We start from the raw sequence: 20443 nt of genomic DNA, 5'->3' as shown, positions 1-20443 counted from the left end.
GTGGCGTCATAATGCAAAAAAAGTGCCCCGAAAGGCGCTTTTGATAACGAGACAGCGGCATGTTTAGCCGATAAACTCCAACCCGCCCATATAAGGACGCAGTACATCAGGAATGGCAATACGTCCGTCCGCCTGCTGATAGTTTTCCAGCACGGCAACCAGTGTACGCCCAACCGCCAGACCGGAACCGTTCAGCGTATGCACCATACGCGTTTTCTTGTCGCTCTTGCTGCGGCAGCGCGCTTGCATGCGTCGAGCCTGAAAATCCCCCATGTTGGAGCAAGAAGAGATTTCACGGTAGGTATTCTGCGCTGGCAGCCACACTTCCAGATCGTAGGTTTTGGTTGAGCCAAAGCCCATGTCACCAGTACACAGCAGCACCTTGCGATAAGGCAGTTGCAGCAGTTGCAACACGGTTTCCGCATGCGTCGTCAGCGTTTCCAGCGCATCCATGGAGTCTTCCGGGCGCACAATCTGCACCAACTCCACTTTGTCAAACTGGTGCATGCGGATCAGGCCGCGGGTATCACGACCATAGGAACCCGCTTCAGAGCGGAAACACGGGGTGTGCGCCGTCATTTTGATCGGCAGCGTTTCTTCGTCCAGAATTTCATCACGCACCAGATTGGTCAACGGCACTTCCGCCGTCGGGATTAGCGCATAATTGCTGCTTTCCGCTTCTTCATCCAACGGTTTAGTGTGGAACAGGTCTTCACCAAACTTCGGCAACTGGCCGGTACCGTACAGCGTAGCGTGGTTAACCAGATAAGGCACGTAGGCTTCCTGATAACCGTGCTGTTCGGTATGCAGATCCAGCATAAATTGTGACAGCGCACGGTGCAGGCGAGCAATTTGTCCTTTCATGACAACGAAACGCGCACCGGTCAATTTAACACCAGCAGCAAAATCGACGCCTTTCGCCAATTCGCCTAAATCAACATGATCGCGCACCTGGAAATCAAACTGACGTGGTTCACCCCAGCGGCTGATTTCTTGGTTATCATGCTCATCTTTGCCCAACGGCACAGTGTCGTCCGGCATATTCGGAATGGTTAACGCCAGTTCACGAATGGCATTTTGCAAGGCATCCAGCTCGGCCTTGGCCGCATCCAGCTTTTCACCCAGGGTATTCACTACTTCGCGGCGCAACGGTTCGATATCTTCACCACGAGATTTAGCCGCACCGATCTCTTTCGATCGGGAGTTACGCTCTGCTTGCAGACTTTCCGTTTCTACTTGTAGCACTTTGCGGCGTTCTTCTTGTTGACGCAGCGTGTCTACATCCAGTTTAAAACCTCTGCGAGCCAGTAGCTTTTCGGCAACTGCGTCTAGCTCATTACGCAGTAAATTGGGATCGAGCATGCTAATCCTGTTTTAATGTTTTTTGGTGAAATTTTACGTTGCGCGACACCCGTCGCGCGGTAGAAAAGAACTTTATAACCTTACCGCAACGCCTAGTTCAGCGGTAGCGTTTTGTCGGGCTATTTTGATCCTGTGCAGTCAGCCAGGCTAGCTTTTCACCAATTTTGGCTTCCAGACCGCGTGACGTTGGCTGATAGTAACGCGTTTGCGCCATCGCTTGCGGGAAATAGTCTTCACCCGCCGCGTAGGCATTGGGTTCATCATGGGCGTAGCGGTATTCCGCACTCAATCTCATCTCTTTCATCAGTTTGGTGGGCGCATTGCGCAAATGCTCCGGCACGTCGTAATCCGGTTTCTCTCTGGCATCCTGCATCGCCGCTTTAAAGGCGGTGTAGACCGCATTACTCTTGGGTGCACAAGCCAGATACACAATCGCCTGAGCAATAGCGCGTTCCCCTTCTGCCGGCCCCACGCGGGTGAAACAATCCCAGGCGGCGATCGCCACCTGCATTCCCCGCGGATCGGCATTGCCCACATCTTCAGAGGCTATCGCCAACAGACGCCGTGCAACATACAGCGGATCGCCACCGACGGTAATAATGCGTGCATACCAGTACAATGCGGCATCAGGTGCTGAACCTCGCACCGATTTATGCAATGCAGAAATAAGGTCATAGTAACGGCCGCCCTTGTTATCAAAGCGCGCGCTACGTTCGCCCGACACTTCGTGCAGCAGTTCGGGGGTTAGCACCCGGTTGCCCTGCGCATCGACCTCGGCCATATCCGCCATCATTTCCAGACTGTTCAACGCGCGGCGCGCATCGCCATTCACCAGTTCCGCCAGCAATCGCTGCGTCTCAGGCGGCAATACGATGTTCTGCCCGCCAAACCCTCGTGCGGTATCGGTCATCGCCTGCTGTAACACCTGTTCGATGTCTTCTGCGGTGAGTGCCTTCAGTAAATAGACGCGCGCACGCGACAGCAGCGCCGAATTAAGCTCAAACGAAGGGTTTTCGGTGGTTGCGCCTATGAAAGTGATGGTGCCATCTTCAATGTGCGGCAGAAAAGCATCCTGCTGGCTCTTGTTGAAGCGATGTACTTCATCCACGAACAGGATGGTGCGTCGCCCGGCATCGCGATTTTGCCGCGCACGCTCTATCGCTTCACGAATCTCTTTGATGCCGGAGGTCACGGCCGAGATCCGCTCCACGTCAGCGTGTCCGTAGCGACCAATCAGCCCTGCCATCGTGGTTTTTCCGGTGCCTGGCGGCCCCCATAGAATCATGGAGTGTAACTGCCCCGCCTCTATCGCTCGCGGCAAGGGCTTACCCGCGCCTAGCAGATGCTGTTGACCGATATATTGCTCCAACGTAGCGGGCCGCATACGCGCCGCAAGCGGCTGAAAGCTATTGTCCGAAAAATCCAGCGACAGGTTACTCACGATGGCCTCACTGCCGTTGATCGTCCAGCGTCACGCCTTTCGGCGGCGTAAAGGTGAACTTGCTGCTATCCACAGCGCCATTTTGCTGGTTTTGCAGGGTATAGCTGCTGCGTTGCCCATCCTGCTCTGTCGCGACAAAGCTCTTGATGGTGCCGCTGGCATTGACGTTGATGGCAAACTGTTTCAGGTTGCCCTTGGCCGCTTTCGGCGTTAACTCAAAGTCATCCCCTTGCTGACGCACGTTATACTGGCCCCATTCGCTGGCATCGTTACGTGTGATGAGCATAAAGGGCGTATTGCCCGTGGCTTCTTTCAGCCAGGTCGCTGTCACCTGTTCAACGAACGGGTTATAGAACCACAGCGTCTTGCCATCAGAGATCAGCACGCTTTCATCCGGCGCGGTGGTCTTCCAGTTGAACAGATTTGGCCGCTTCAGCCAGAGTTCCCCCTGACCTTCCTGCACCGCCGTCCCTTCAGCGCTAGTGACTTTCTGGGTGAACGTCGCATGGAAGCTGTTCACTTTGTTCAGTCGGCTCTGTAAATCGCTCGCCGCATCGGCATAAACCGCGCTGGACGTCATCCCGGCGATCAGCGCGCCTGCCACTAAGCCTGTTCTCATTATTTACATCCTTTGCTGTCGATTCAAAAGACTGCCATCGCGGTCTGACTATCGTACTTTGCACATGTCGTACTGCACGACCTACTGCTCGCCGTGCTACCTATAACTATTGCCTGAGAATCACGCGATGCGGTAGACGAATTGTCTGTAAATGGCATCAGTCCATGGGCGGCGGTGCCAACACGTCTCGGTTGCCATTATGCCCCGGCGCGCTAACGATGCCTTGCATTTCCATCTGTTCCACAATACGCGCGGCACGATTGTAGCCGATGCGGAATTGACGTTGCACGCCAGAAATGGAGGCTCGCCGTTTTTCTACAACAAAGGCCACGGCCTGATCGAACAGCGAATCCAAATCTTCATCGCCGCCAAATTCCAGATTACCGCCTTCACCGTCATCGCTGGCACTGGTGATATTGTCAATGTACTGCGGACGCCCGCGCGCTTTCCAGTCCAGGACCACGGCATGAACTTCCTGGTCGCGAATGAACGCGCCATGCACACGCACCGGAATGGAGGAGTTTGGTGCCATGTACAACATATCCCCCATTCCCAGCAGCGATTCAGCACCGCCCTGATCGAGGATGGTACGTGAATCAATTTTACTCGACACGGTAAAAGCGATACGCGTTGGAATATTGGCCTTGATGAGGCCAGTGATAACATCCACGGAAGGCCTCTGCGTCGCCAGCACCAGGTGGATACCGGCCGCGCGCGCTTTCTGCGCCAGGCGAGCGATCAGCTCTTCCACCTTTTTGCCAACCGCCATCATCAGATCAGCAAATTCATCCACCATCACCACGATAAAGGGTAATTTCTCCAGCACGGGCGGTGTAGTATCCATGCTGTCGCCGGGTTTCCAGAACGGGTCAGGGATCGGACGCCCCATCGCTTCCGCCGCTTTCACCCGCTCGTTATAGCCTTCCAGATTGCGCACGCCCAATGCGGACATCAGCTTATAGCGACGGTCCATTTTACCGACGCACCAGCGCAACGCATTCGCCGCATCTTTCATGTCGGTGACCACTTCGGTCAGCAAATGTGGGATACCTTCGTAGACCGACAGCTCAAGCATTTTGGGGTCGATCATGATAAAGCGCACATCTTGCGGCGTCGCCTTATACAGCATGCTGATGATCATGGTGTTTACGCCGACAGATTTACCCGACCCTGTCGTCCCTGCCACCAGCAAGTGCGGCATACGCGCCAGATCGGCGACCACCGGTTGACCAGCAATATCTTTGCCCAGCACCACTGCCAGCGGTGACGGGTTATCACGGAATGCCTTGCAATCGAGCACTTCGCGCAGATAAACGGTGTGGCGGAGTTTATTCGGTAGTTCCAGACCGACATAAGGTTTACCGGGGATAACTTCCACCACGCGCACCGCTACGACTGACAGCGAGCGCGCCAGGTCACGCGACAGGTTGGAAATACGTGCGGCCTTCACGCCGGGAGCCAAGTCCAGCTCAAAACGGGTGATCACTGGCCCTGCATCGTAACTCACCACGCTGGCGGTAACACGATAATCCGCCAGACGCGCTTCAATCAGACGCGCGGTCTGCTCAAGCTCGAAATGGTCCACCGGCGCTTCACTTTCCGGCGGTGCTGTGAGAAGTTCCAGCGTAGGCAATGGTGTGGTTGGCTTTTGCAGAGGCTGATCGTTACGCACCAAAAACGGATGAATAAGACTATCCATCAACGAAGGCGTGGCATCGCTTTCAGGCTCATCCTCATCGGCGAAATCCTCGCTATGTTGAGGCTCCACCACCGGATGTGCGCGCGTTGCCAGGCTATCATCGTCGCCAGTTGCCGCACGCCATGTGGGCGATGGGGGGGCAGAATCCTGCTCCGATTCAGCCACATCGGCTGGCGACAAGGTAAACAGCGGAGCTTTGGGCGACTCATCCACCAAATCGTTAAACGGCGAGAAAGAAAAGGCAGGCTCATTCGCATCGGCATCCGCAGCAACACCGGCGATAAATGCTGCCGTCACACTGGCTGAGGCCAGCTCTTTTGTGCCTACGGGCTCGACGGCTGGCGTTGCGCTCGGACCTTCTGGCTGCGCACTAACGTCATAACGCGCCTGTTGCTGCTGAGCAAACGCCTGCGCCAATTGTGCCTGCAACAGTGCCTCTTCATCCTGTTCGCTTTCGGCATAGTCCTCGCCGTAGCGTTGCTCTTGTTTCTCCGGATAAGCCTGACGCAGAGCAGCCTCTTGTGCGGCCTCGTCAACGTCAGCCTCTTCGGGTGCAACCCTTTCAATCGTTTCAGGCTGGGACTGTGCCAAACGTTGTGCTTCTCGCCCTTGATCTTCTGCCTGACGCTGTGACGGCAACTTGATGCCATAAGACGCCAGTTCACGCCTGGTAGGAATACGAACCGGATTCGGACGCGGCAATTCAGGCCCCATGCCTTGTTTCACCTGAGGATTATCCTCCCCTGCGGCCGTAAAGGCAGGCATAAAGGGCACGGCATCGCTAGACGCAGGCGTGGCCGCGGCCACTGCGGGTGCACCCAGATCATGAATAGAACCCAACGGCGGCGTGCGATCGCGATCGGGCACAGTCGCCGGCGAAAAGGCGGGTAACGCGTTATTTTCCTGCACAGCAGCTTGCGGCAACTCAAACGCGTAAAGCGGCGGCAGTGAATCCTGTCCGTGGGTCTCATGACTGCCAGCCGTTGCTGGCGTAGCCGGGGTGAATGCTCTGGGCGCGATCGTTGAGTCTGGCACCGTATCAACCGGAATCGACTCCTGCACCGGAGCAAGATGATCCGTTGCGTCAACGCCACTTACCGTACTGTTTTGCTCTGTTTCATCAGCGGCGCGCTCACGCGCAGCTGGTGCCAGCAATATGTCATCCGCATCCACGTCTTCGGCTATTGCCTCAGTTGACGCGGTTAATGTATCGGAGTGTTCGCCCTCCCGATCCGCATTGTCGTGCAAATCGTCATCCTCATCGCGGTAGTTATCTTCTACGCGAGAACGGTTGGAGAAGAACGTCAGAAGGCCTAATACCGCGCCGCCGATTTTTTCCGCAATCGTCAACCATGACCAACCGGTAAACAGCGTCAACCCCGCTGCCCAGACGCAGAGCAGAATCAGCGTGGCACCCATGCTGTTGAAACGCGGGACCATTGAACTGCTCAGCAAACTGCCCAGCACACCACCAGAGACAAAATAGTAGAGATCGTCCACATTGAGCGTGGCTAGACCGCAGGACGTGAGGATCAGCGCCAACGTACCAATCAGGCGCAAAGAGAGAGTAAACAGATCGACATCGCTCTGATTATCGCGCTGGCGAAAGGCCACCCAGCACAGCGACAGCATGATCGGTGGAATGGCATAAGCCAGCCCGCCAAAGATGAAAAACAGCGTATCGGCCAGCCAAGCGCCAACACCACCGCCAAGATTATGAATGGGCCCATGCCAGGCAGTTTGTGACCAGCTCTGGTCGGACGGACTGAAGCTAACCAGCGCTACGCTCAAATAAACGGCGAATAGCGCAACAACGATTAAAATCGCTTCCAATAAACGACGGCTGCCGCTGAGTTTCTTCAGCGCCACGTCTTTGTCTTCGGTATATTCCTGGCTCAAGCGTCTCTCCAGGGGTCCTGTTCATGTTCATGACAAAACGCCGAGGCGAACTCGGCGCTGTGACTGTATATATTCACAGGAGTGTAGATGAAATTAGCGGGCTTTGCACCCCTGCGTTTAGCGCGTTCTGATCACCAGACGATTGCTCTGTTTTACTTCTCCCATCACCACGTAGGTACGGGTATCGTTCACACCCGGCAAGCGTAGCAATGTTTCACCCAGCAGCTTACGGTATGCGGACATATCCGGCACGCGTGTTTTCAGCAAATAGTCGAAATCCCCGGAGACCAGATGGCACTCCTGAATTCCTTCCAATTTTTGCACAGCAGTGTTGAACTGCTCAAAAACATCAGGCGCACCGCGGTTTAGCGTGATCTCAACAAACACCAGAAGTGAAGCATCGAGGTAATGCGGGTTCAGCAATGCGGTATAGCCATTGATAAAGCCCTGACGCTCCAGGCGGCGCACGCGTTCCAGACACGGTGTAGGAGAAAGCCCTACGCGTTTGGAAAGTTCAACGTTAGAGATTCGGCCGTCTTTTTGTAATTCATTCAGGATATTGCGATTGACGCGATCAAGATCTTTTCCCGGTCGTTTTTTCGTGTCTACCATTCTTATTGTCTCTCTTCACTACATCCTTGCCCTTGCTACACTCCGACCCACATCAATGTATCAGAGCAGCCCTAAAAGAAGACGCGCTGTATATTTTGTATATCAAGGGTCGCTTTACGTCACTCTCCTTTCACCGCCGCGGCGCACCGCAATGTCATCCCTGCGTGCATAACACCCTGTCTGTCCTGTTATAAACGCACCATCAGCGGTCGCACGGTAAAAGCCACAACATAAAGAAAAACCGAGCTTTCAACCATTCACATACAAATAGTTTCCTATTCCTTAGATATTTTCGCAAAACGGTAGCCGATTGTCAAAGCAAAACAATGAAAATCAGAAGAAACTGCCAAATAAAACCCTACTGTGCACTCGGTAAGACCATTTTCAATCATTTCGCTAATAAATGACGCTGTCTTATCAGTGAATTGTATGGGTTATCGGCACAACAGATTAAACAAATAGGTAACAATTTTGCTGCCTACTTTTTTTAGCCCGGTAATTTCCTTACAATCGGTGTTAAGTAGACCGTTGCAAGAAAGAGGAACATATGGGTACCGTCAAGCACCACAAGCTATTGATTTTAGGTTCTGGCCCAGCGGGCTATACCGCTGCGGTGTACGCCGCGCGCGCTAACCTGCATCCGGTGTTGATCACCGGCATGGAAAAAGGCGGGCAGTTGACAACCACGACAGAAGTGGAAAACTGGCCGGGCGACGCGGAAGGGCTTACCGGGCCATTGCTGATGGACCGCATGCACGCTCATGCTGAAAAGTTCAACACCGAGATCATTTTCGATCACATCCAGCGCGTTGATTTGCAACAACGCCCGTTTCGTCTATTTGGCGACAGCGAAGAATATACCTATGATGCCCTGATCGTGGCGACCGGTGCCTCCGCACGCTACATCGGTCTGCCTTCCGAAGAAGCCTTTAAAGGTAAAGGCGTGTCTGCCTGCGCCACGTGTGACGGATTCTTTTATCGTAACCAACGAGTCGCCGTAGTCGGTGGCGGCAATACCGCGGTGGAAGAAGCACTTTACCTGTCTAACATTGCTCAGCAAGTTCACTTAATCCACCGTCGTGACAGCTTTCGCGCAGAGAAAATCCTGATCGACCGTCTGATGGACAAAGTGCAAAACGGCAATATTGTATTGCACACCTATCGCACGCTGGACGAAGTGCTGGGCGATGACATGGGAGTGACTGGCGTTCGTATTCGTAACACCCGCACGGATGAGAGTGAAGAACTGGCGCTGGCTGGCGTATTTATCGCCATCGGCCACAGCCCAAACACTGCCATTTTTGACGGTCAACTGGCGCTGGAAAACGGCTATATCAAGGTACAATCCGGCATCCACGGCAACGCTACACAGACCAGCATCCCTGGTGTGTTTGCCGCAGGCGACGTGATGGATCACATCTACCGTCAGGCCATTACCTCGGCGGGCACCGGTTGCATGGCCGCTCTGGATGCGGGGCGCTATTTGGATGACCTCGCTACCCGATAATATTCTGCCCTTTTCCCCTTATTCAGATCGTACCACCTGAATAAGTGGATTCTTTTGGCTCCCTTTTGGGAAAATTGATCTCTCCCCGCATTTTCTCCCTCCTTTTTGGTTTGCACCTGCACTTTAGCGCGGTAACATGAGGCCACGCTGAATACCAGCCTGCTTTTTGTTATATAACAGTTACATAAAGGTTGGCTTTTTGGGTATTCCCCTCTCTATAGCGCAGCCCGGTACTCTATGAAAAAGACTCGACAGCAACAACTTGCTCGCTGGCTAAAACAACAGAGCAAACTGGCACAACGCTGGCTCCACCTCTCTTTATTACTTGGGGTGGTAAGCTGTCTTCTGATCGTGGCACAGGCGTGGGTATTGGCAACATTGTTGCACGCCTTGATTATTGAGCACGTGCCTCGTCAGACACTCGTCGGCGAGTTCATGCTGCTTATTGGCTTGTTTGCCGCACGCGCGCTCACGCACTTACTGCGCGAGCAGGTGGGCTTTCGCTGTGGCGAGGCAGTACGGCAACAAATTCGCCATCAGGTACTGGAAAAATTACAGCGCTTAGGGCCCACCTGGGTGCAGGGAAAACCAGCCGGCAGTTGGGCGACGCTTATTTTGGAACAAGTCGAAGATATGCAGGATTACTATGCGCGCTATCTGCCACAAATGTATCTTGCAGCCTTGATTCCTCTGCTGATTCTGGCCTATGTGTTTCCCATCAACTGGGCGGCGGCACTCATCTTGCTGGTTACCGCCCCGCTGATCCCGTTGTTTATGGCGCTGGTCGGCATGGGGGCCGCAGATGCCAACCGCCGCAATTTTCTGGCACTGGCACGACTGAGCGGCCATTTCCTCGATCGGTTGCGCGGCATGGAAACGTTGCGACTGTTCCATCGCGTGGCTGCCGAAGTGGATGACATTCGTCGGGCATCGGAGGATTTTCGCAGTCGCACCATGGAAGTGTTGCGTATGGCGTTTCTTTCTTCCGGCGTATTGGAGTTTTTTGCGTCTATCTCCATCGCGGTCGTCGCGGTGTATTTTGGCTTTTCTTACCTTGGCAAGCTGGATTTCGGCCATTATGGCACCGGCGTCACCCTGTTTGCCGGCTTTCTGGTCTTGATTCTCGCCCCCGAGTTTTTTCAACCGTTGCGCGATCTGGGCACATTTTATCACGCGAAAGCGCAGGCCGTAGGCGCCGCGGAATCGCTGGTGAGCTTTCTTACCGCTGAAGCGGAAGAAGTCGGTCTCGGCACTCAGCCTTTTGACGCCGAGACGATTACCATTCAGGCTCACCAACTGGTGGTGCTATCGCCCACTGGCGGTGCGCTAACCGAGCCTATGACCTTTACGCTAGAACCGGGACTGCGGGTGGCGCTGGTCGGCGTGAGCGGTGCCGGGAAAAGTTCGTTGCTTAACGTACTGCTCGGTTTTTTGCCCTATCGTGGTTCGTTATGTATCAACGGGCAGGAACTGCATGCGCTGGATGCGACTGCATGGCGTAAACACATCAGTTGGTTAGGACAAAATCCGCATTTACCAGAAGAAACGTTGCGCAGCAATATTCTATTGGGGAACCAACAGGCCAGTGAGGACACGTTGCAACACGCGGTGGAACGCGCTTACGTGCGCGAGTTTCTGCCCTTGTTGCCGCAGGGTCTCGATACCGTCGTGGGTGACGGCGCAGCGCGACTCTCTGTCGGACAGGCACAACGCGTTGCCGTTGCGCGGGCATTGTTAAAGCACTCACAGTTGCTCCTTCTGGATGAACCAACGGCCAGCCTGGATTCACACAGTGAACAGCGCGTGATGCACGCCTTGGGAAACGCCGCACGTCAGCAAACCACCCTGCTGGTAACGCATCGCCTTGATGACACTCGCTATTACGATAGCGTATGGGTGATGGAAAAAGGACAACTGGTGCAGCAGGGTGACTATGACACGCTACGTCAGCAGTCAGGCCCGTTTGCCGATCTTCTGGCACAGCGTCGGGGAGCTTACTAATATGTCGCAGAATAGTCCGTTGCAGGTACTGAAACCCTTTCTCCTGCTGTATCGTCGCCACATTTGGCGGCTGAGCATTGGCATAGTGCTCGCCATTGTCACATTATTGGCAAGTATTGGGCTGTTGACGCTCTCCGGCTGGTTTCTGGCAGGGGCATCACTGGCAGGCCTTGCCGGATTTATGACCTTCAACTATATGCTGCCTGCGGCGGGTGTGCGCGGTGCGGCGATCCTACGTACCGCCGGACGTTATGCCGAGCGTCTGGTGAGCCATGACGCGACCTTCCGCGTGCTGCAACACCTGCGCGTGTTTACCTTTTCGCGCACGCTCCCACTTTCACCAGGGGGGTTAGCCCGGTTTCGTCAGGCCGATTTACTCAACCGTCTGGTTGCCGATGTTGATACGCTCGATCACCTTTACTTGCGCGTGATATCGCCATTGGTCAGCGCGCTGGTGGTGATCCTGGTGGTGACTTACGGGCTTAGCTGGCTTGACGCCTCGCTGGCATTGACCCTCGGCACCATTATGTTGCTGCTGTTAGCTTTGCTCCCGCCGGTGTTCTACCGTGCGGGCAAACCGATTGGCACCCATCTCACGCTGCTGCGCTCACGTTATCGCACGCAGTTAACTACCTGGCTACAAGGGCAAGCCGAATTGACTCTGTTTGGCGCGCAGACCGCCTTTCGCCGCCAGCTCACCGATACAGAACAGGCCTGGCTGACACAGCAACAGCGTCAGGCGCGCCTGACTGGCCTGTCGCAGGCACTGATGCTGCTCTGCACCGGTATTACCGTTACCGCCATTCTCTGGCTGGCAGCGGCGGGAATTGGCGGTGATACGCAACCAGGAGCGTTGATTGCTCTGTTTGTATTTACTGCACTGGCTGCGTTTGAAGCATTAGGTCCGGTTACCGGTGCGTTTCAACACCTGGGTCAGGTGATCGCATCAGCCACGCGCGTTGACCAGATTCTGCGTCAGCAGCCTGCGGTGGTTTTCACAACGGCAGCCCCCTCCGCAACGTTAACCACCACGGCAACGCTATCACTACAGCAGGTAAGCTTCACTTATCAGGGCCAACCGCTGCCGGTATTGCAGAACATTACGCTGGATATCGCGCCGGGCGAACACATTGCGCTGCTGGGACGTACCGGGTGTGGCAAGTCAACTCTATTGCAATTACTTACCCGCACCTGGGACTGCGATGCAGGAAGCATTACCCTGAACGGTCTGCCACTCGCACAGTGGAGTGAACCGGCACTGCGTGACATGATGAGCGTGGTGCCACAGCGGATACATATTTTTAGCGCGACGCTGCGCGACAACTTGCTACTGGCCGCACCGCAAGCCAGCGATGCCCAACTGAGCCAACAGTTGGAACAGGTAGGACTAGGTAATTTACTGGAAACGCCAGAGGGCCTTAATGCCTGGATCGGTGAAGGCGGACGCCAACTCTCAGGCGGGGAACAGCGCCGCCTTGGATTGGCTCGCGCCCTACTCCATCCTGCTCCCTTGGTGCTGTTGGATGAACCGACCGAAGGATTGGATGCCGATACCGAGCAAAAAATCCTGCATCTACTGCGTGAAAACACCCACGGCAAAACGGTTATCATCATTACCCATCGCCTGCACGATCTGGCGTATCTGGATCGTATTTGCGTACTGGATAATGGTCGTCTGGTTGAGCAAGGGCGCCACGCCGATCTGCTGGCAGCACGCGGCCGCTATTGGCAGTTCCATCAACACGCCATCCGGCAGGCATGATGCAGCTATTTCAACTTTCATCCAATACCACGCTTTTTCCTCCGGTGGAGAAGGCGTTGACTGATCCCAACGGTTTATTGGCCTTTGGCGGAGACCTTTCGCCAGACCGATTGCTGGCGGCATTTTTCCCTGGTACTCTCCCGGCGATCCCATTCTGTGGTGGTCTCCCGATCCACGCGCCATATTGCATCCTGAAGGGCCCCATATCAGCCGTAGCCTGCACAAGTTCATGCGCAAGCAGCCCCTTTTCACGTCACGCTTAACTCTGCGTTCAGCGCCGTGATACACGCCTGTGCACACGCGCGTCAGGAAGGAACCTGAATCAGTCCAGAGACGATCGCCGCTTACTGCACGCTGCATGAGCTGGGGCACGCACATTCCATAGAAGTCTGTCACCAGGATGAATTGGTGGGTGGGCTGTATGGCATTGCGCAAGGAAAGCTGTTTTGCGGCGAGTCGATGTTCAGCAACCTAGATAACGCGTCTAAATGCGCGCTGGTTGCCCTTGTCACGCATTTTGTGCGTTGTGGCGGGCAGTTGCTCGATTGCCAGGTGCTAAACGCTCACACGGCTTCTCTCGGTGCCACCGAAGTCTCACGCAAGACGTATCTTACGGCACTACGCGCATTGCAGGATGCTCCTCTCGCGGCGTCCAGCTGGCAGCCACAAGCACTGCCACTAGCGCCTGTTGGAGAAAGATAAGCGTGCTCATACGCCCTTCTTATCCGAAAGTTGCTGCTGAGATCATCAACACTCCTTTACATAATGCCGGTTTTTCGGCATTATCGTGCCCGTTAAAAAAGTTAAGGTAGTTAACCCTAGAGGATTCGATGGCCAAAGAAGACAATATTGAAATGCAAGGCACCGTGCTTGATACACTGCCTAACACCATGTTCCGCGTTGAGTTGGAAAACAGACACGTGGTTACCGCTCATATCTCCGGTAAAATGCGTAAAAACTATATCCGCATCCTGACGGGTGACAAAGTCACTGTAGAGCTGACCCCGTACGACCTGAGTAAAGGCCGCATTGTCTTCCGTAGCCGTTAATCGGTTCACCTGTCGCTAGCATAGCGACAGGTGAGGATGTACCCGCCTTATGTGCCATTCCCTATTCAGGTAAGGGCTTTTGCTTTTGGTACAGATTGCGCGTGGCGGTACTCGCCACAGCCAAGACAAAAAAAGCAGTGCTTTTTCTTTTACTGCTCAATGACACACTTAGTGTACAGTCCATTCCGCTTTCAGCTTTTGCGCACTGTGGAAGCTGTAAGTTAGTGCTTTCGTCGCGCTATCCAGTTCCACCTTCACGGAGCCGCCATTCACCAACGAGCCAAACAGCAGTTCGTTTGCCAACGGTTTTTTGAGGTTTTCCTGAATCACACGCACCATTGGTCGCGCGCCCATCGCCTTGTCATAGCCTTTATCCGCCAGCCAGTTACGCGCATTTTCACTGACTTCCAACGACACGCCCTTGGCGTCCAACTGCGCTTGCAGTTCCACGACGAACTTATCCACCACCTGCTGAATGATCTGCGTTGACAGATGGTTAAACCAGATGATGCCGTCGAGGCGGTTGCGGAATTCCGGCGTGAAGATCTTTTTAATCCCTTCCATCGCATCGCTGCTGTCCTGTTGAATCAGGCCAATCGATTTACGCTGGGTTTCTTGCACGCCCGCATTGGTGGTCATGACGACAATTACGTTACGGAAATCCGCCTTGCGACCGTTATTGTCGGTCAGCGTACCGTTATCCATCACCTGCAATAGCAGGTTGAAGACATCCGGATGCGCTTTTTCAATTTCATCGAGCAGCAACACCGAATGCGGATGTTTGATCACCGCGTCAGTCAGCAATCCACCCTGATCGAAACCAACGTAGCCGGGAGGCGCACCGATCAGACGGCTCACCGTGTGGCGCTCCATGTATTCCGACATATCAAAGCGCAGAAGCTCAATGTCCATCGCTTTCGCCAGTTGCACGGTGACTTCCGTTTTCCCAACCCCGGTCGGCCCAGCAAACAGGAAAGAACCGACAGGCTTGCGTTCACTGCCCAAACCGGCGCGGCTCATCTTGATAGCCTCGCTCAGCGCTTCAATGACCTTATCCTGACCGAACACCAGCATCTTCAAGCGGTCGCTCAGGTTTTTCAGCACCTCACGATCGCTGGCTGAAACGGTCTTTTCGGGGATACGGGCGATGCGCGCCACCACCGATTCAATATCTGAAACGTTCACCGTTTTTTTGCGTTTGCTGACCGGCAGCAAACGACTGCGTGCGCCAGCCTCATCGATCACATCGATAGCTTTATCCGGCAGGTGGCGATCGTTGATGTATTTGACCGACAGTTCAACAGCGGCACGCACGGCTTTAGCCGTGTAACGCACATCATGGTGAGCTTCATATTTCGGTTTGAGTCCATTAATGATTTGTACGGTCTCTTCGACGCTTGGTTCAGTAATATCGATTTTTTGGAAACGACGCGCCAAAGCACGGTCTTTTTCAAAGATAGTGCTGAATTCCTGGTACGTGGTAGAACCGATAACCCGAATCTTGCCGCTGGAGAGTAGCGGTTTAATCAAATTAGCCGCATCGACCTGTCCACCTGAAGCCGCTCCCGCACCGATAATGGTGTGGATTTCATCAATAAACAGGATACTGCTTTGATCCTGTTCCAGTTGCTTGAGCAGCGCTTTGAAACGTTTTTCAAAATCGCCACGATACTTGGTACCCGCCAGCAGCGAACCGATATCAAGAGAATAGAGCGTGCAACCGGCCATAACTTCCGGCACATCGCCTTGAACAATGCGCCAGGCCAGACCTTCCGCAATGGCCGTTTTCCCTACGCCAGATTCGCCAACCAGCAGCGGATTGTTTTTACGCCGACGGCACAGCACCTGAATGGTGCGCTCCAGCTCTTTCTCACGCCCAACCAGGGGATCGATACCGCCAATGCGAGCCAATTGATTGAGGTTAGTGGTGAAGTTTTCCATGCGATCCTCCCCACCTACCGGCTCTTCGTTAACAGGGTTTTCCGAGCTTGGTGCCTGACCAGGCTCTTCTTTACGCGTGCCGTGGGAAATGAAGTTCACCACATCAAGCCGACTCACATCATGCTTACGCAGCAGATAAGCCGCCTGCGATTCCTGCTCGCTGAAGATAGCCACCAGCACGTTGGCACCAGAGACTTCACTGCGGCCAGAAGACTGAACGTGGAACACGGCACGTTGCAATACGCGCTGAAAACTCAGCGTCGGTTGCGTTTCACGTTCTTCATTATTTTGCGGTAACGTCGGGGTGGTCTGTTCGATGAACGTTTCCAGCTCCTGGCGCAGTGCAGCCAAATCCACCGAGCATGCTTCCAACGCTTCGCGCGCTGCCGGGTTGCTGAGCAACGCCAGTAGCAAATGCTCCACGGTCATAAACTCGTGGCGGCGCTCACGCGCTCTGGCGAAAGCCATGTTGAGACTGAGTTCCAGTTCTTGATTAAGCATAGGCGCCTCCCCACAATAAATTACCTGATATCAGGCCCTTTCCAGCGTACAGAGCAACGGGTGCTCATTTTCCCTTGCATAGCGATTCACTTGCACCGTCTTGGTTTCAGCCACATCGGCACTGAAAACACCACAGACAGCCTTCCCTTCGTAGTGAACCGTCAGCATAAGTTGCATTGCGCGTTCAATATCATAAGAAAAGAACTTTTGAAGAACGTCAATAACAAATTCCATCGGGGTGTAATCATCATTGTTTAAAATCAAGTTATACATCGATGGCGGTTGCAGTTTTTGCTGCTGTTTTTCCAGCAGAACGCTGTCAGAATGCGTCCAGGGACGGCTCTCCATACGAATATCCGACGTTGCATCAACGTGGGTAGCCTGCCCCCACCTATTTTCAATCCCAACACTGCGGTTACTCATTATTCATCCATCTTCATTAATGCGACACCAGGCTGATTCATTAATGCGACACCAGGCTGAGTGTCCCACATCAGCCATTTACTCTTTATTTTATCACCTGCACGCGCGCTGTGTTGCCAAGAAGCAAGAAATCGTCCGGTGATGTCATCGGTAACAGCACACGTATTGAAGCAACAACCCTGCATGAAAATCATCAATTGCGTTACCTGCATCAAACTTTGACAAACTGCTCTGTGCTGCCCCAGTGGGATGGCTTGACGCTCTTTTCGATTTCACTAGAGTGTACAGGTGAATTGACGGGGTTTTAATCAATTCGCATTCATATCGACCAAATAACCTAACCTCTCGTTTCGATAACACTCTTGCGAAGGACGTAAATGCATGGAGACAGGTACTGTTAAATGGTTCAATAATGCCAAAGGCTTTGGATTTATCTGTCCCGAGGGTGGAGGCGAGGATATCTTTGCCCACTACTCGACGATTCAAATGGACGGTTATCGTACGCTGAAGGCAGGCCAGGCGGTCAGATTTGATGTTCATAAAGGACCTAAAGGAAATCACGCCAGTTTGATCGTCCCGCTGGTCGCCGAGGCCGTAGCCTAGCGGTGGTTTGAAACACGTTCGCTATTATCCACAGAAGAAAATGCTGGTTTTACAACCGGCATTTTTATTTTGGATTCTCTAAGAGCGGTTCGGCTCAATCAGCTCGGCCACGCGCCAACCAGAGCACGCGTGAAAAAAGCGTGCGAATCAACACAGGAATGGCGTCATTACCGCGTTCAGCCGCAGCCATTGCCACCTCGATAGCCAGATCCAGTTTTGAGGCACGGTGAATCGCTTTCACAATCACTTTCGCGGCCGAGAGCGGCACATTTTCCGGCAACTGTGCAACGCGGTGAAAAACGTCCTTATAGCCATTGCGATACATAAAATGCTCCATATCAGGGGCAGAAAGCATCGTGATGTGGTCACGATCGGTTTCCCCCTGTTGGGTCAGCAAGCTGCGTGCTGTGGCAGCATACTTTTTACCTGTGTCATCGCCGTCCACCAGCACATGCCACTCAATGCCCATGCGGTGCGCAAATTTCAGCAGCGGTCGTAGCCCTGATTGCGCAAATTCAATGACGCGCCCCCCTTCTGCCTCAAAGTGATGCCCACATTGACGACCAAGTTCGCTAAGCATCCACACTTCCGTTTCACCTTCAACCAGCAGCCAGCAGCGCGCAAACAGTGATGAGGGGCGATTAAAGCGGATATGGAACGCGATACGGCGGCTGTCTTCAGGACTCATCCCTTGCTTCCCAATACGGTAAGTCGACACACGCGAGGATTCCCGCACCAAGCGGCATACCTGCTCCACCGGCACCAGCGACAGCAGATCGCCGGAATTGGTGGTGGTGACTTTTTGCAAGGGCAAGTGCATCAGCAACTCCCAGGCAACCGACAGCATGATCGGGTGTAATCGTGTTTCAGGATCTTCTACCAGCAACAGCGGACGCGATTCCGTATCCAGCGATAACGCGCCTTTCGCCTGCAACAGCGTCGAAAACAGTTCTAGAAGGATGATTCTACGGCTGCGGCTATTGGGATCGCTCAGCATTCGGTTGATATTATCCAGAGAGCGCCAGGATTTTCCGTTGTGCGCACGCGCATGGCGGGGATGACGCGGCGTAAAGCCTTCATCTCCCTGCTCGGAAAAGTAATGTTCCAGTAGTTGCCGCATCGCCACAATCCCTTGGCGCAGATCCTGATCGGTCAGTCGCTGCGGATTGCGGGTCAGTTCCTGCATCAGTTGATTGAGGTGTTGGGTCAGGTCGCCGCTATTACTCTCCCGCACCGGCAACGGCACCACGTCAACCCGTTTGCGTCGGGTAAAACGCGCATCACGCAGCCGCAAAACCGGGTGCAAACGAATGAGTTCACGCGCCAGCGCATCAATGTTTTCCAGCGCCAGCGGCTGCCAGTCCGCGTCAAGGAAACTGCGCCAAGTGCACACCGCGCCGCTGTCATCCACTTCACCTTCCAGACGGTAGAAAATGCGCTGTAATCTGCCCTCGCCCCTGACCCAAACCGGTGCCAGGCCACGGTAACGCGGCCCAAGGTGATGCCCGACGCCGCTTTCACAGAAGGTGAAAATAACCTGCAAGTGGTGTTCCCGACTCGCTTCATCGCCGGGGGTAAAATGGAAATCCTGCAAAGAGAAATGGTACAACGGCAACGCTGGCGACAGCAGCAGGGACAGGGCATCCAACAGACTTGACTTGCCCCAGGCATTTTCCCCAATCAAGACCGTATTGTGCCCCAGTACCAGTGACAGACGATTGATGCCGCGGAACCCAACAATTTCCACGCTTTCAAGGTACATGCACACCTCCTGATGTTCGGGCTGCACAACTGCACAGCACTGTTTTTCATTGTAAACCATAACGAGCGTGCTTTACCGACGCTGATGTGTCATCCACAAGATGCCTTTTCTGTGATCCCTTACGGGTTCGAACTTGCATCACCAGAAGTGTTTATCTTCATTGCCTTACAGTACGCCAGCACGTCATTCCCTGAGCGGAGCAGCGTGACATAGGAACGAATGGTTTTATCAACCGCCTGCCTGTCAAGGTTGGAAGGCGGGTACGCACGCCAGAATTGGTGTAATTTGACCATCATTGTGGTCAGATAAATGCGTTGCGGAATTGCAAGCTCATCATAGAGTTGGTGCGCACAGGCATAAAAATCATTAAGCTGAGATAATTTGCAAATATTACTTGCCTGAAAAGTCACTTCTGCTTGCGCATCAAACGTGCGCAGTTCAATGTTGATATTATATTGGTATCGGTAGCACAGTGCCGGGCTCGATGACGGCTTCTGGCGCATGGCCGTCGTCTTCAGCTTCTTACAAAATGTCTCTACGATCTCCATGATGCCATCGTTTAACGTCAAATCGTCTATCGGGTATTGGCACTGAACCAAGATGGCCCTGTCGAGCGTATAGTCTGGCCGCACGCGTATGTTGAGTAACGTTGTGATTTCACTCTCGATTAATCTACGACAACGGGCCTCAAGATGTTTAGCCTCTGAACAAGTTTTGTAGAATGCGCCTTGTGCACCATAGTGAGGTTTTTCCGCTAGCGCGTTGTGCATACTATTTATTGATATCAGGGCATTGCAGATAGTCCGATTGGTCACTCTGAAATTGTCATAGTCATTGGTTGAAAGGTAGGTTGCAATTTTTTGGATCATTTCAACCGGTATGCTGTCGATATTGACGATGTGGCGGGCCAATGCCGGGGATGTCGATAAACACGGCGATGAAAACACAGCAAGATCTTCATCCCGCTTGCAAACGCGATTCCCCTCGGCGCTAACATCTAGCATAGGCAACAGAACTCCTGTACCACAGATTATTCAGAGGCAGGTACTCTACGTGAAAGTTGTGACAGCCCCTTTCATAAAGTAGGCGCGACGCTCTGCGGGTATGGTCTCCCCTGTGCAAACAGACTGAATTGAGACGTATTTTCATCCGCCAAGATGAAAATTTCGCTACATCAAATTTACCTAAAGTTGCATGTAAAAAGCCTTTTTACTGAAGGGGAGTCACTATGCTTTAAAATAATCATTATAAATGCAACTTTA

General features: G+C 53.6%; 15 protein-coding genes and 1 pseudogene. 6 read left to right on the top strand and 10 right to left on the bottom strand.

The window, feature by feature from the left end; all coding sequences use genetic code 11:
* Positions 1-63: 63 nt before the first annotated feature.
* From serS to lrp, 5 genes are all read right to left on the bottom strand, one after another.
* Positions 64-1362: a serine--tRNA ligase gene (serS, locus tag JZM30_RS10205; protein WP_252318537.1), complete on the bottom strand. Its 1299-nt coding sequence runs from the start codon at positions 1360-1362 to the stop codon at positions 64-66.
* 97 nt (positions 1363-1459) lie between these two features.
* Positions 1460-2803, bottom strand: coding sequence for a replication-associated recombination protein A (locus tag JZM30_RS10200; protein WP_252318536.1), 1344 nt, complete (start codon positions 2801-2803; stop codon positions 1460-1462).
* 7 nt (positions 2804-2810) lie between these two features.
* Complete coding sequence (gene lolA, locus JZM30_RS10195; protein ID WP_252318535.1) at positions 2811-3422, bottom strand: outer membrane lipoprotein periplasmic chaperone LolA; 612 nt, start codon at positions 3420-3422, stop codon at positions 2811-2813.
* A 157-nt stretch (positions 3423-3579) separates the two neighbouring features.
* Positions 3580-7020 (bottom strand): DNA translocase FtsK 4TM domain-containing protein, encoded by a 3441-nt coding sequence (locus tag JZM30_RS10190; RefSeq protein ID WP_252318534.1) that lies wholly within the window; start codon positions 7018-7020, stop codon positions 3580-3582.
* A gap of 117 nt (positions 7021-7137) precedes the next feature.
* Positions 7138-7632, bottom strand: a complete 495-nt coding sequence (gene lrp, locus JZM30_RS10185; RefSeq protein ID WP_252318533.1) for a leucine-responsive transcriptional regulator Lrp — start codon at positions 7630-7632, stop codon at positions 7138-7140.
* Between the two features lie 547 nt (positions 7633-8179).
* Here lrp and trxB point away from each other — a divergent pair.
* The 5 genes and pseudogenes from trxB to infA all read left to right on the top strand — a co-directional run bounded on the left by trxB (position 8180) and on the right by infA (position 13951).
* A complete protein-coding gene (gene trxB, locus JZM30_RS10180) occupies positions 8180-9139 on the top strand; it encodes a thioredoxin-disulfide reductase (RefSeq protein ID WP_252318532.1) in 960 nt (319 codons plus the stop codon).
* Between the two features lie 237 nt (positions 9140-9376).
* The gene (gene cydD / locus JZM30_RS10175; protein ID WP_252318531.1) at positions 9377-11140 is read left to right on the top strand and encodes a heme ABC transporter permease/ATP-binding protein CydD; all 1764 of its coding nucleotides are present in this window, start codon (positions 9377-9379) and stop codon (positions 11138-11140) included.
* A 19-nt stretch (positions 11141-11159) separates the two neighbouring features.
* On the top strand, positions 11160-12902 hold the full coding sequence (gene cydC / locus JZM30_RS10170; RefSeq protein ID WP_438801497.1) for a heme ABC transporter ATP-binding protein/permease CydC: 1743 nt from the start codon (positions 11160-11162) through the stop codon (positions 12900-12902).
* Positions 12902-13604: pseudogene (aat, locus tag JZM30_RS10165) on the top strand (leucyl/phenylalanyl-tRNA--protein transferase). The gene cydC and the pseudogene aat overlap by 1 nt, the downstream one beginning before the upstream one ends.
* A gap of 128 nt (positions 13605-13732) precedes the next feature.
* Complete coding sequence (gene infA, locus JZM30_RS10160; protein WP_252318530.1) at positions 13733-13951, top strand: translation initiation factor IF-1; 219 nt, start codon at positions 13733-13735, stop codon at positions 13949-13951.
* 168 nt (positions 13952-14119) lie between these two features.
* On the opposite strand, the gene clpA is transcribed toward infA, so the two are convergent.
* From clpA to JZM30_RS10145, 3 genes are all read right to left on the bottom strand, one after another.
* On the bottom strand, positions 14120-16393 hold the full coding sequence (gene clpA, locus JZM30_RS10155; RefSeq protein WP_252318529.1) for an ATP-dependent Clp protease ATP-binding subunit ClpA: 2274 nt from the start codon (positions 16391-16393) through the stop codon (positions 14120-14122).
* 30 nt (positions 16394-16423) lie between these two features.
* Complete coding sequence (gene clpS / locus JZM30_RS10150) at positions 16424-16741, bottom strand: ATP-dependent Clp protease adapter ClpS (RefSeq protein ID WP_252318821.1); 318 nt, start codon at positions 16739-16741, stop codon at positions 16424-16426.
* A 74-nt stretch (positions 16742-16815) separates the two neighbouring features.
* Positions 16816-17031, bottom strand: coding sequence for a hypothetical protein (locus tag JZM30_RS10145; protein WP_252318528.1), 216 nt, complete (start codon positions 17029-17031; stop codon positions 16816-16818).
* 166 nt (positions 17032-17197) lie between these two features.
* Between JZM30_RS10145 and cspD the strand changes: the two genes are divergently transcribed.
* Entirely contained in the window at positions 17198-17419 is a 222-nt protein-coding gene (cspD, locus tag JZM30_RS10140) for a cold shock-like protein CspD (protein WP_252318527.1), read from the top strand.
* Between the two features lie 94 nt (positions 17420-17513).
* On the opposite strand, the gene JZM30_RS10135 is transcribed toward cspD, so the two are convergent.
* The gene (locus JZM30_RS10135; protein WP_252318526.1) at positions 17514-19181 is read right to left on the bottom strand and encodes an ATP-dependent nuclease; all 1668 of its coding nucleotides are present in this window, start codon (positions 19179-19181) and stop codon (positions 17514-17516) included.
* Positions 19182-19300: 119 nt separating this feature from the next.
* A complete protein-coding gene (locus tag JZM30_RS10130; protein WP_252318525.1) occupies positions 19301-20191 on the bottom strand; it encodes a hypothetical protein in 891 nt (296 codons plus the stop codon).
* Between the last annotated feature and the right edge of the window lie 252 nt (positions 20192-20443).

The organism is Candidatus Symbiopectobacterium endolongispinus (assembly GCF_018777385.1).
Lineage (GTDB): Bacteria > Pseudomonadota > Gammaproteobacteria > Enterobacterales > Enterobacteriaceae > Symbiopectobacterium > Symbiopectobacterium endolongispinus.
The sequence above is the reverse complement of the archived record's forward strand: the minus strand, read 5'-3'. Positions and strand labels throughout refer to the sequence as shown.

Excerpts from the sequence above, each read along its gene's own strand:
- lrp (WP_252318533.1), bottom strand. The coding sequence starts at position 7,632 with ATGGTAGACACGAAAAAACGACCGGGAAAAGATCTTGATCGCGTCAAT.
- infA (WP_252318530.1), top strand. The coding sequence starts at position 13,733 with ATGGCCAAAGAAGACAATATTGAAATGCAAGGCACCGTGCTTGATACA.
- serS (WP_252318537.1), bottom strand. The coding sequence starts at position 1,362 with ATGCTCGATCCCAATTTACTGCGTAATGAGCTAGACGCAGTTGCCGAA.
- clpA (WP_252318529.1), bottom strand. The coding sequence starts at position 16,393 with ATGCTTAATCAAGAACTGGAACTCAGTCTCAACATGGCTTTCGCCAGA.
- lolA (WP_252318535.1), bottom strand. The coding sequence starts at position 3,422 with ATGAGAACAGGCTTAGTGGCAGGCGCGCTGATCGCCGGGATGACGTCC.
- clpS (WP_252318821.1), bottom strand. The coding sequence starts at position 16,741 with ATGGAGAGCCGTCCCTGGACGCATTCTGACAGCGTTCTGCTGGAAAAA.
- JZM30_RS10135 (WP_252318526.1), bottom strand. The coding sequence starts at position 19,181 with ATGTACCTTGAAAGCGTGGAAATTGTTGGGTTCCGCGGCATCAATCGT.
- cspD (WP_252318527.1), top strand. The coding sequence starts at position 17,198 with ATGGAGACAGGTACTGTTAAATGGTTCAATAATGCCAAAGGCTTTGGA.
- trxB (WP_252318532.1), top strand. The coding sequence starts at position 8,180 with ATGGGTACCGTCAAGCACCACAAGCTATTGATTTTAGGTTCTGGCCCA.
- cydD (WP_252318531.1), top strand. The coding sequence starts at position 9,377 with ATGAAAAAGACTCGACAGCAACAACTTGCTCGCTGGCTAAAACAACAG.